This window comes from Photobacterium aphoticum, from assembly GCF_001029435.1.
Lineage (GTDB): Bacteria > Pseudomonadota > Gammaproteobacteria > Enterobacterales > Vibrionaceae > Photobacterium > Photobacterium aphoticum.
In genome coordinates this window covers 1-12,241 of the sequence record NZ_LDOV01000043.1, presented here as the reverse complement: position 1 = coordinate 12,241, position 12,241 = coordinate 1, and the positions used below count along the sequence as shown (strand labels likewise).

General features: G+C 50.7%; 11 protein-coding genes. 7 read left to right on the top strand and 4 right to left on the bottom strand.

The features are described from left to right. Positions 1-7 precede the first annotated feature (7 nt). The gene (locus tag ABT58_RS20795; RefSeq protein WP_047876368.1) at positions 8-376 is read left to right on the top strand and encodes a rhodanese-like domain-containing protein; all 369 of its coding nucleotides are present in this window, start codon (positions 8-10) and stop codon (positions 374-376) included. 42 nt (positions 377-418) lie between these two features. Here the strand turns inward: ABT58_RS20795 and ABT58_RS20790 are convergent, their stop codons facing one another. The 3 genes from ABT58_RS20790 to tamA form a co-directional block, all read right to left on the bottom strand. Beyond that, positions 419-790 carry a gamma-glutamylcyclotransferase family protein gene (locus ABT58_RS20790; RefSeq protein ID WP_047876367.1) on the bottom strand — a complete coding sequence of 124 codons (372 nt, stop codon included), beginning with the start codon at positions 788-790 and terminating at the stop codon, positions 419-421. An 86-nt stretch (positions 791-876) separates the two neighbouring features. Then, positions 877-4,626, bottom strand: coding sequence for an autotransporter assembly complex protein TamB (gene tamB / locus ABT58_RS20785; protein WP_047876366.1), 3,750 nt, complete (start codon positions 4,624-4,626; stop codon positions 877-879). After that, the gene (tamA, locus tag ABT58_RS20780) at positions 4,623-6,344 is read right to left on the bottom strand and encodes an autotransporter assembly complex protein TamA (RefSeq protein ID WP_047876365.1); all 1,722 of its coding nucleotides are present in this window, start codon (positions 6,342-6,344) and stop codon (positions 4,623-4,625) included. Before tamA ends, tamB begins: the two co-directional genes overlap by 4 nt. 170 nt (positions 6,345-6,514) lie before the next feature. Between tamA and msrA the strand changes: the two genes are divergently transcribed. Beyond that, positions 6,515-7,138, top strand: coding sequence for a peptide-methionine (S)-S-oxide reductase MsrA (gene msrA / locus ABT58_RS20775; protein WP_107205146.1), 624 nt, complete (start codon positions 6,515-6,517; stop codon positions 7,136-7,138). A 1-nt stretch (position 7,139) separates the two neighbouring features. On the opposite strand, the gene ABT58_RS20770 is transcribed toward msrA, so the two are convergent. Continuing rightward, positions 7,140-7,349, bottom strand: a complete 210-nt coding sequence (locus tag ABT58_RS20770; protein ID WP_047876408.1) for a DUF1107 domain-containing protein — start codon at positions 7,347-7,349, stop codon at positions 7,140-7,142. A 300-nt stretch (positions 7,350-7,649) separates the two neighbouring features. Between ABT58_RS20770 and ABT58_RS20765 the strand changes: the two genes are divergently transcribed. From ABT58_RS20765 to ABT58_RS20745, 5 genes are all read left to right on the top strand, one after another. Then, positions 7,650-8,201, top strand: a complete 552-nt coding sequence (locus ABT58_RS20765) for a YtfJ family protein (protein WP_047876363.1) — start codon at positions 7,650-7,652, stop codon at positions 8,199-8,201. Positions 8,202-8,673: 472 nt separating this feature from the next. Further along, positions 8,674-9,264: a DUF2796 domain-containing protein gene (locus ABT58_RS20760; protein WP_053063158.1), complete on the top strand. Its 591-nt coding sequence runs from the start codon at positions 8,674-8,676 to the stop codon at positions 9,262-9,264. A gap of 50 nt (positions 9,265-9,314) precedes the next feature. After that, complete coding sequence (locus ABT58_RS20755) at positions 9,315-10,007, top strand: ABC transporter ATP-binding protein (protein WP_047876362.1); 693 nt, start codon at positions 9,315-9,317, stop codon at positions 10,005-10,007. Beyond that, complete coding sequence (locus tag ABT58_RS20750) at positions 10,004-11,263, top strand: ABC transporter permease (protein ID WP_047876361.1); 1,260 nt, start codon at positions 10,004-10,006, stop codon at positions 11,261-11,263. Before ABT58_RS20755 ends, ABT58_RS20750 begins: the two co-directional genes overlap by 4 nt. Positions 11,264-11,266: 3 nt before the next feature. Then, the gene (locus tag ABT58_RS20745) at positions 11,267-11,752 is read left to right on the top strand and encodes a DUF3299 domain-containing protein (RefSeq protein ID WP_047876360.1); all 486 of its coding nucleotides are present in this window, start codon (positions 11,267-11,269) and stop codon (positions 11,750-11,752) included. The last annotated feature ends 489 nt before the right edge of the window (positions 11,753-12,241 follow it).

Sequence of the window (12,241 nt, the reverse complement as noted above, 5' to 3'; positions counted from 1 at the left end):
CTCCACCATGCAACGGCTTGTTCGTGCCGCTCTTTTGTCTTTAGGCCTGCTTTCAGGCTCTGCACTGGCTGACGTCGTCTCACCGACCCATTTCTGGCAATATCACCATGAATTACAAGCAGAGAAACCCCTGCTTGTGGATGTGCGCTCTCATCAAGAATTCATCGCGGGTCATTTGCCGAACGCCATTAATATTCCGCACGACAAAATCGCCCAACTGACCACGCTGGCACCGGATAAATCCCAACCGATCTTTCTCTATTGCCGCTCCGGTCACCGTGCAGGATTGGCAGAAAGTGTGCTCAAACAGCAAGGTTATACCCGTATTTATAATGGCGAAAGTTATCAGGCTCTGCTGGAAAGCCAGCCTAAATAACACGGTATAAGACCTTTCTTAACCGGCCATAGCACACAGATTTTATGTTGCCGGACGCGTGCGTTGACACCAATCCCCTCCGGCAATTAACGGTGCCTGCTCCAGAGCATCATCGCGCGCGGCATTGTACACATACAGCCACGCCTCTCCCCATGGGGTCTTTATCAATACCCGATCATATTCCTCCGGGTACTCCTCGAGCCTGTCTAACGCCGCCAGCTGCGCATCGTCTATCGCGTACACCTCTCCCGTTAATCCAGTGCCATCGGCATCCTCTATCGCCGCCGGATACGCGCCAAGATCATACAATCGATAACCCGCAGGCAATCGATATGCCCCCAGCCTCGTCGCTTTCGCGAGAAAATGTGCATTACTTTCCCCGGCGCGTAACGTGCCATAGGCAAACACCAACATCTCTTTCTCCTTATAAAAAAGGGCATGCAGAGGATCTCCTCAGCATGCCCTTTGTGTTATCTACGTTGCATCATTGGCCAGTCAAATCAGTTAAATTCAAACTGGTACAGCAAGTCGACGGCACTATCGAGGCCTGAAACCACCTCGACATACAACCCCTTCATCAGGCGGTATCGCACCGTAAACTCCCCGATCGATTCAAAGATCCCGACGCCGTATTTCACCTGCAAGCCCGGAGCAATATAACCACTGATGGTCACCTGAGAATCGGAGCCGGAGCCGGCGGTATCTAACGCCAGATCTTGTACCCCAAAGGCTTCACCGACCGTACCCACTAACTGGCCACTTTGTGCCAAGCCCATACTGATCAGTGCGGTGGTCATCGCATCACTGCTATCACCCGATTCACTGTCGAGGTTCTTACCACGCAAAATGTACGACAGCGCATTTTGTTGCGGCATCGCCGGATCAGAGAAAATATCGACTTTCGGTTTGTCTGCCGGCCCGGTAACACGGATCCCCGCAATCACGTCGTCTTCGATATTGTCCGGATCGCGGATCGCTTCAATCGACAAATACGGTTGATCAGCCGGCCCGTTAAACAAAATCTGCCCTTTGCGGATCACCAACTCCTGCGCAAACGAGCGGTACGTACCGTTCTGCAGGTTGATTTCCCCGTAGACCAATGGGCCTTTCTTATTTTGTCTCACGTTCAAGTCACCGACCAAGCCCGCATTCAGACCAAATGCTGACAGCTTCACGTCATCGCCAATCTTCACCAGTACATTGGTTTTCAGGGTAAACGGGATCGGTTTTTCCGGGTCGATCGGCTGCATATTGGCATTTAGCAGCACTTCATCTTTCGAGACGGCCACGGCCGATTCTGGCAATTGATCCACCGTGATACGTCCCCAAGGGATCCCCACGCTACCGGTCACTTCCGCTTCTTGCGGCGTGGCCTTAATGGTCAGATCCGGACTCACTTTCACTGCCAGCATCGGCGGCACGTTCACTTCCAGCTCACGCCCATTCACGCGCAACTGACTCTTCCACGCTGTCAGATCTTGCCAGTCACCGCTACCGGTCAGGTTCAGTTTGCCATCCGGCGTGATCACTTCCCCGCTCAGTTTGGCACGGTAACCATTGAAGGTGGCAGTAATGTTCGCGCTGTCCACATCCACTGGTACGGTGCGACCCATGGCTTTGACGTTACTCACCTTGAGCAAACCTTCCACGGCAGGGTGCATTACCGGCCCGGTCACATTGAGGTTGGCGTCTACCTGGCCAGAGAAAGTGTGATAGTCCATCAATAACGGCTTGAGGAAATCGAGCATGAAACGATCCAGCTTCACGTTAGCCGACAGTTGTTTATCACCGGTTAACTGCGTCACGGTCGCCCGCCCGCTCAAATCCCCGTTGTTACGTACCGCCACCAGCCAATCCGCATTCAATACGTCCTGCTTCATTTCTGCATTCAGCGTCACGCTATCCCAGCCGATTTGCATCGGATCCAATTCGGCGGAGTTTTGCTGAGTGAAACTGCCCGCAGGCATACGCACATTGGCTTTCACATATGGTGCCGATGCCGGTGCCCATGTCGCTTCTGCCGTTGCACCCACTTCCCCTTTCAGGGTCATGTGCTCTGGTAGGTACTTTGCTATCAGACCGAAATCAAAATGATTGATCGCCACATTGGCATGACCGCTGACGCCGGCTTCCAGATCTTTGGTCAGGCACAACGAAGATTTACCTTGCTGCCAGCAATGGGCGGCTACCGAGGCCAGTTGTGTCTTCAATTGGTACCCCAATGCCGTCGGGCGGTTCAAACGCCAAGGACCGATATCGGTACGGATCTCACCTCGGGTCAGCATCCCTTTCCAGCCCACGTTGCGATCTAACGCGCCACGTAAACGCAGTAAGGTACTGACCGGCTCAGCGTCCACATCCAGCGACAAGATATGGTTTTGCTCGGTGCCTTTCAATGCCAAGGCCAGCGTTTTCATGGTCACGGTATCATATTTACCGCCTGCCGCATCCAGCGTGATATCGGTATGTAACTGTGGCAAAGGATGCACAATGCCTTTTAAGCGAAACTGCTGCAAAGTCGCCAATTCCTGCCAGCCCATTGCTTGGCCTTCCAGATCCACAGCCACATCAGGCTCGGCCATTTTGCCGCTTAAAGCAACGTTACCCACCACACGACCGCGTAGACCCGGTACCGATTTGGCCAAATCCGGAGCCTGAATGTCAGCTTTCATGTCCCACGTATCGGTCAATTTACCTTGCGCTGTCAGTCCGTTTGGTCCGTGCTTCAAGGACAAGCCATCCGTTGATAACGCCAACTTACCCTTGCCGGATTTATCACTGGCGGTCAGTTGTCCTTTCAACGCCAAATCCTGCTGCATCACGGTACCATCCACCACCAACTGTGGCAGATCAACATACCAGCCGCCCTGACGGGTCAGGCCACCGGAGGTACGCAATTGACCGCTCAGATCCCCCTGTACATCCTTCCATTCCAGCCCAGGCTGAATATGTTCAAACGCCAGCTCACCTTTCCAGTTCACCAGATCTTTCCAGCTCGCGCGGGCGTTACCGGTGATCTTGCCTCCTAAGGTATCCAACGCCAGTTTGCTCAATTCCACATGAGACAAGCTGCCTTTACCGGTCAGGGACGCACCAACAGCCGGCATCGGTTTGCCGTCAATCTGACTCTTAAGATCAAAGCGAAATGCCGACAAATCACCTTTCGCCGTCAGGCGAGTCTTATCCAAGGTAAAATCCGCTGCCGTGGCAATCGGCCACTGTAAGTGCTGGCTTTTCAGATTCAAATCAAACGGTAATTGCGGATCCAACGGCGCCAATTTACCGGACAGCGCCGCATCCAACGTACCGCGCAGGGTCGCATTCAATGCCAAATCCGCCACGCTGCCCGACGCGTTCAATGCAAGGTGATGACCTTGCAAAGGCTCAAGCGCAATGTCGGCGTTGGCATCCAGTGATAGCGGATAATCGCCCGTCAAAGTCACATCAGCTTTCGCTTCCAGGTGCCCTTGCGGTACATCCAATACGAGACTCTTCACGTTGACATCGCTGTCACGGGCGGAGGCCACTAAATCCAGCAATTTCACTGTTTGTGGTGTGTCGCCTTGTAGCGCGAAATCTTTCACAGTCAGACGTTCCACATCCACCACCAGTGGTAACACAACCTCTGGCAAGGTGATCGGTTCAGCGGGAGTCTTGTCGGCCTCAGCTTTCTTAGCCGTTGCTGTATCAGCAGGATCAGCCGGTGCCAACGCTAAGGTGATGGTGTCCCATACCGTCGGTTTCAGGGTTAATGTGTCACCTTCCATGGTGGCTGCGGTCGTAAAGGCTTTCCAAGCCACCTTATTACCTAGAATGTCCAACTGGATATCGTTCAACGCCACACTATCAACACGGATCGGCAGTGGCATTTCGATGGTCGTCATCGGCTCACTGTCGGTAGGCTCAGGCTCGGTCGTTGGCGGCAAGGTCGGCATGGAAAAACGCACACCATCCAGCGCGAGTTGCGACACACATACCGCAGGGGTCAGCAAACAATGATCGTCGATCACCAACGCCACATTCTGTGCATCCAAATCCACCAGATCATCGTGATAACGCACGTCATGTAAGGAAAATCCCGTCAGTAAACTGCCTTGGCTACCACCGACAGAGAGTGCTGGCAGGACTTTTTCCGCACCCCACAACGCCACTTTGATCCCGGCCGGGGTATATAGCAATGCCGCAATCGCCATCACCAGCACCAACAAGATGCCAAGCAGAGCTAGCGAGAGTCTTTTTACCCAAATCATATCTCTGGCCCTAAAATGAAGTGAATTTGGAACTTATCTTTTTCTTTGTCTAGGCCCCATGCGAAGTCCAGACGGATCGGTCCCACCGGTGATGCCCAGCGCACACCCACACCGGCACCGGCTAACCAATCTGGCGTATCGTTCCAGGCTGCACCATAGTCATAGAACACCGCGCCCCACCAGTCACCGTACACTCGGTATTGGTATTCCACTGTTGAGGTCACCATGTATTTACCGCCGAGTAATTTACCGCCGCTGTCACGCGGGGCGACGGACTGATAACTGTACCCGCGAAGGCTGTTATCCCCACCGACAAAGAAACGCATGGAGGGCGGAATGTCTTCCAGATTATCGGCAAACACCGCACCGGCATCGACCCGCGCCAAGCCTCGATGGTTTTCACCCAAACTGCGGATCCACGCCGAGCGGCCACGCAAGCGGGTTAAACGGGTATCAGACCCCAAAGCAGGATCGGAGTATTCAACAGAGATCAGCTGTTTATCCCCCCAGGTCGGCATTGCCCCGCCACGTAAACGGGTGCGGTCATAACTGATACCGGGAATGATCATGGACAAAATGCCGGACTCAGAACTGCCCTGCTTGTAGTTTTCATACAGCCAACGTACCGAGGCAATCCGTTTCCAGCCGGACTCCAAACGCCAGTGACGTTCCACCCCTACATTGTATTCGGTACTGATGGTGTCATGGTTATCGACATAGCGGATCCCACCGATGATCTGATAATAATCATTCAACACATCATCCAGTGGAATTTTGTAGGCCGCCTCAATTTTCGGCTGTACCTGCGAGAGTTCGGTTTTGATACTCAGGCTGTGCCCCTTGCTGTTAAGCCAAGGTTTGCGCCAATTCAATTTCAAACGCGTGCCCACATCGGTCGAATAACCGATACCCATTTCCACCTGATTTTTGACCTGTGGCGTCACTACCACATCGATAGGAATACTGCCATCTTCTAACTTGGTGGAGTCGCCGCCCACGAAGATTGAAGAGAACCAGCCGACGTTCGACAAACGCTGGTTAAATTCCCCTAAAGAAGAGACCAAATACGGATCCCCTTCTTCGTACGGGACTAAGGATTCCAGACGATCCTGTTCAATCTGGCTGCCCTCAAAGATTGTCTTACCAAAGTTATAACGGCGACCAGAATCGTAAGTAATGATAATAAAGGCTTCATTACGACTCGGGGCCACTTCCATGCGGCTCTCTACCATCTCGGCATCAAAGTAACCTTTACGCAATGCCAAACTGCTAAGGGCGGATTTCAGCGCTTCATATTTACCGTGGTTTAAGGTTTTACCGAGCCCTAGGCCACTATTACGGACCAGTTCAATAAAATCAGGATCATCTTTGGCCATCCCCTCAAGGGTGATATTACTGCTCGCAATCACCGTTTTGGGGCCGGGATTCACATCGGCTGTTAAGCGGTAATTCTTACCGTCTTCTTTGACATGAAAATTAATGGTCGGGTTGTAACGTCCCAGCGCTTTTAAGGCATCGCGGATCTCTTTTTCCAGTTGCTCTTGAAAACGCAAAGACGTGTTGTAATCTTGTTTAGGAATGGCAGACACATACGCTTCTACGTTGTCTTCTAGGCTGCCTTTTAATCCTTTAATGTTCAGTGTGGTTTTCGCCATTGCGGGAACAGCGGCAGATAACACCATAGCGGCAACGGTGTACCGCAATAAGACTTTCTTCATGGACTGTGTTCTTCACCAATAGCGCATCATTATTATTTATTTCAGCAAGGTTAATTCTGACAAAGCGCCGCCCTAACTGCCAACCTTTTGCGGGAAAAAACGAGGAAGTTGAATCTCCTTCAGGTTTCCTCTACTTTGGAAAGACATGACGCAGTTATAAGGAAATCATCATGTCATCAACCAAGTCGACCTTACCGGATGCTTCACAGGCTCTCATTGGCCGTGCCACCCCGATCATCCCCAGTGAACCTCATGCCGTAAATGGCACGGTGTTAGAGGATACGATCCCGGAAGGCATGGAGGTACTGACGGTAGGAATGGGCTGTTTTTGGGGAGCAGAACGTTTGTTCTGGAAACAGCCGGGGGTATACAGTACGGCGGTAGGATACAGTGGTGGATTAACCCCAAACCCGACATACAAAGAAGTGTGTACCGGACTCACCGGGCATACCGAAGTGGTCAGAGTTATTTTTGATCCTCAACAGATCAGCTTTGATGCCTTACTGACGCTGTTCTGGGAACATCACGATCCTACCCAGGGCATGCGCCAAGGTAACGATGTCGGCACACAATACCGCTCGGCCATTTTTACCCAAACACCCGCCCAGCAAATCGCAGCAATAGACAGCCAACTTCGCTATCAAGCAGTGTTAGATGCCCCCATCACGACAGAGATTGCGGCAGCGAGTACCTTCTACTTTGCCGAAACGTACCATCAGCAATACCTGGCCAAAAATCCCCAAGGCTACTGCGGTCTAGGAGGAACGGGGATCTGCATGCCGCCAGCGGAATAACTTACCCCCACTCCAGCGCAAGGTGCTGAATTTCTCGGTTAACCTCCGAGAGCACATTCAGCGCCTTCCTACTTTGCCTTTTCGGTGGCAACAACCGCCCACAGTCAAACTCAAACGCCCCCACACCGGTAATAAACACACGTCCGCGAAAGTAACTTTTCACATGGCGCGCGACTTGATTAGGTCGATACTGTTTAAATACTCTCAGCATGGCTGCCTCCCCGTTATCCTTCAAGGTTATAGACCGATAAAACACCGATAGGTTGCACGGGCCAGTAACTTTTCCCCTTCCCGGCATGACGATGTGCTTTGCTACTCTCATCAAGCAAGCTTCACGCCAATGTTCCATTTTGCATCACTCGTCGACGGTTGATGACAAACCAAACGGCCAGGTTCAAGCTCTAGTTACCGCCCGCCAAGCACAAAAGTGCCACACTGGTAAAACCAGTCTGCCTCAGATGATCAGGGATAATATTGATAAACAAAATAATACTCATTGATTGGAAAACAGATGAATAAGAAGCTTGTCGTTACCCTGCTGAGTGCATGCCTACCTTGCACTGCATTGGCGCATACTCTCACCATTGGTGAACCTCTTCCGCACATTACGATTGCCGATAAAGGGGAGATCACACTCAATAACGACACCATTGCTTATCAAGCATGGGACAGCACTGAACTGACCGGCAAAACACGCGTTATTCAGGCGATTGCCGGACGCAGTGCAGCAAAAGCGATGAATGCGGAATTAATGGCCGCGATTACAGCAGCGCAATTCCCAGCAGATAAATACCAAACCACCACCATCATCAACCAAGATGATGCGATTTGGGGCACAGGCAGTTTTGTGAAATCGTCCGCTGAAGACAGTAAACGTGAGTTTTCGTGGTCATCGATGGTATTAGATGCAAATGGCGTTGCACAATCGACATGGGATTTAGCAAAAGAAAACTCTGCGATCATTATCTTGGATAAAACAGGTACTGTACGTTTTGTGCAAGAAGGCAAGCTCAGCCCAGCTGATATGCAGCAGGCGCTACAAATCGTCAAAGAGAACTTATGATCCGACACTTGTCATAAACACGCACTCCTCTCTCACTAAATAACCGAGCAAGAGAAGAAGGCGAAATCGATAAGCGCATCGACCGAATCAGTATGTGATGTTATATTGTAACGTTACATACTGAACCAAAGGACTGGTCTCGCGTGCGCGCCCCTTTCATGCCCATTTCATCATATCGCTGGCTCTGTATAGGGCTGATCTGTCTGATGATGTGGATCGGCACCGCGCAGCAATGGCACCAACACGACGCGCTGGCTCACCCACCGCATCATTGTGCGTTGTGCCATTGGGTTAACCCTCTCCTCTCGCCCACATTCCACCTGCCCCTTTTATCGAACATCGACAGGTTCATCGCCCCTTTTGTCTTTGTTTTATCACCGATAAGTCGTGCTTGTCTTCCTGTTGCCCGTTCACCGCCCTGCAACCTATAACTGATATAACCCTTATTTTTTATCGATTACGGAAGACACCTATGAAAAACGCGATTACACCGATCACACTACTCATCGCCACATTATTTGCCCTGCCAGTCATGGCAGATTCGGATCATGATCATCATGACCACGAGCATCAGCACCACAAACACCATGATCATGAAAGTTATCATGGTCATGACGATGATGGCTTCACGCAGCATGGTTCGCATGTTCATGGTGAAGTGGCACTCAACATTGCCCAAGATGGCAACGCGCTCTTAATAGAAATCACCGCACCGGGTGCAGATATTGTGGGTTTTGAACACGCCCCTGAAAATGCTAAACAGCGCGATGCGATTACACACGCAAAAACACAACTGCAAAAGCCGGACGCATTGTTTCGTTTAGACAATGCGGCAAAGTGTAAACTCGAGGATGCCGTGGTAAGCCATGAAATGCATGATAACCACAGTGAATTCAGCGCGCAGTACCACTACGATTGTCAGGACATCGCCGCCTTAGATGAGTTAACCACACAGTGGTTTAGTGTATTTCCTACTACACAACGCCTGTCGGTGAATAGCCTGACTGATAAAGGCACACAAGTTCAAGCGCTGTCGGTAGACGCGACCCATTTTCACTTCTAACGCTTATACCATGAGGGAGAGTGCCATACTCTCCCTTTGGGAGATCATGCATGACCATCCTTGCGCTCAACCAATTACGATTTCGTTGGCCAAAACAAAAAGCACTGTTATTGAATATTCCTTCGTTGACCATTGAACGAGGAGAAAAAGTGTTTATTAAGGGCCCAAGCGGCAGCGGGAAATCCAGCTTACTTGCCTTACTGGCGGGCATTAACCAACCCGAAACAGGGAGTATCACCTTACTTGGCCAGCCCTTTAGCCAACTGCGTGATACCCAGCGAGATCAATTCCGAGCTGATCATATTGGGTATATTTTTCAGATGTTCAATCTGCTGCCTTACTTATCGGTGATTGATAATGTCTTGCTACCCTGCCGTTTTTCCGCTCGTCGCCGCGCACAAATCACCACCTCACTACACGAGGAAGCCACACGATTACTGCGCCAGTTACATTTACCAGAAGCCTGCTTAACCCAGCCGGTTAGTCAGTTAAGTGTCGGCCAACAACAACGCGTCGCAGCAGCGCGTGCACTTATCGGTAACCCAGACTTACTGATCGCGGATGAACCAACCTCAGCATTAGATCACGCTAACCGAGAAGCCTTCATCCAGGTACTGATGGACGAGTGTGAACATGCCAACACTACACTCATTTTTGTCAGCCATGATGAAACGCTCGAACCCTTGTTTGATCGTGCCATTCACCTCAATACCCTTAACCTTACAGCAGAGCACGTATCATGACCGCCATCATCCGTCTGGCTTGGCAAAGCCTGCTCAACCGTAAAAGTACCGCGTTATTAACGCTGCTCACTGTCGCCATCTCCGTCACTTTATTACTGGGGGTGGAAAAAGTACGTACACAGGCCAAATCCAGTTTCGCCAACACAATATCAAGTACCGATCTCATCGTCGGCTCTCGTTCTGGCCAAGTGAATCTATTGCTGTATTCCGTCTTTCGCATTGGTAATGCCACCAACAATATCGGATGGGACAGTTACCAAGCCATTAGCCAACACCCGTCAGTGAAATGGGCAATCCCAATTTCGTTAGGCGACTCACACCGAGGCTTTCGCGTGATTGGTACCAACCACGCCTATTTCGAGCATTATCGCTACGGTGACAAACAACCGCTGACATTCCAGCAAGGGGAAGCCTTCGATCGTGTATTTGAAACCGTTTTAGGGGCTGATGTCGCGAAAAGCTTAGGTTATCAACTCGATGACGAAATCATCATTGCTCATGGACTCAGTGATCAGGCGTTTAATCGCCATGACAATCTGCCTTTTCGTGTCGTCGGCATCTTAGCGCCAACGGGCACGCCGGTAGATCGCAGTGTTCATGTCTCGTTAGCGGCCATTGAAGCGATCCATATCGGGTGGGAAAGCGGAGCAAAATTAGGAAAAACAGCCGATCCGAATAATCTCAACAGCGAGCAATTGGCCCCCAAACAAATCACCGCCTTTATGCTGGGGTTAAAGTCACGCATTCAGACGTTTGCCTTGCAGCGCTACATTAACACTTATAAGAAAGAGCCACTCAGCGCCATCATGCCAGGCTTAGCCCTACACGAGCTGTGGGGCATGATGTCTGTCGCTGAACAAGCATTATTGGTGGTTTCAGGTTTTGTCGTCGTGGCAGGGTTACTGGGGATGTTGACCAGTCTGCTCACAAGCCTCAATGAACGTCGCCGTGAGATGGCGATATTACGGGCCATGGGGGCCAAGCCTCGCCATGTCTTTTCGCTATTGATTTGTGAGGCTTGTGCACTTGTCGCTTTCGGCAGCCTGTTAGGCATTGGCCTCCTTTACCTGTTACTCTGGTTAGGCCAACCGTTGATACAGAATCACTTTGGACTTCTGATCAATATCACGCCGCTTTCTGTCTATGAATGGCGTCTGATTGGGTTTGTTCAGCTCGCTGGATTGCTTGTCGGTGCAATCCCCGCTATTCGAGCCTATCGCTACTCACTCTCCGACGGCATGACAATGAGGATGTAATTCATGAAACACTTGTTTCTTTCGCTTTTATTTAGCCTATCGTTCTTCATCCACGCAGAGGATTCACTCACCTTAGATTGGATAGACCTCGTCCCGAAAGATGAACAAGAAATGTTTGATCAAAACCAAATGCCGATCATCACCAATCATGATGGGGCAGCAGTCGCTCAGAGCCTCGTGGGTTCCGTTCGCACCGAGCTCAATGGCAGTAAAGTCAAAATCCCTGGCTTTGTAATCCCATTAGAGGGGGACGATAAACATGTAACAGAGTTCCTGTTAGTGCCTTACTTTGGGGCTTGTATTCATGTGCCCCCCCCGCCGCCCAATCAAATCGTCTACGTAAAGTTTCCTCAAGGCGCCCCCGTACAACAGTTATGGGATGTGATTTACGTGGTAGGCACACTAAAGACACAGCAGATCAGTCATGAACTCGCAGAAGTTGGCTACTTACTCGAAGGACAGAAGATCGAGCCTTACGACGATCAATAAGCCATAACGCCATCCTCAACGATTTGAACAATGATATTCCCCAAGCCCCGTTCATAAGGATGGGGCTTTTTTTCGTTCAACATCTGACGGTCTACAGCATCGTGTTGATGCTAATCAGCATTTTTTATCCCTCAAGAGCTCTCCTTACGAACAGGATCCTTGCAGTGGTTATTGATGAAGAGGTGGGGTTGTGCCTTATTATCGAGCCACTTTCCATGATTCATTACCCAGAAAAGAAAAACCATTGTTCCTGAAACGACAAAACCCAGTCCGAAGACTGGTTTTTTAAAAAGTAACGGAACGGCGGGGACGCCTAGTCTGGGACTATCCGGCCGAAGGACGGACATTCAAATGATTCAGATACGAAAAAGCCCTGCTAAAAATAGCAGGGCTTTCGAAGAAGTGGCGGAGCGGACTGGAATCGATGGTCCGGCATTCCGGCCCGCGAAAAAGTGCGTAGCACTTTCTGGAGCGTTAAACGTAAAAAAG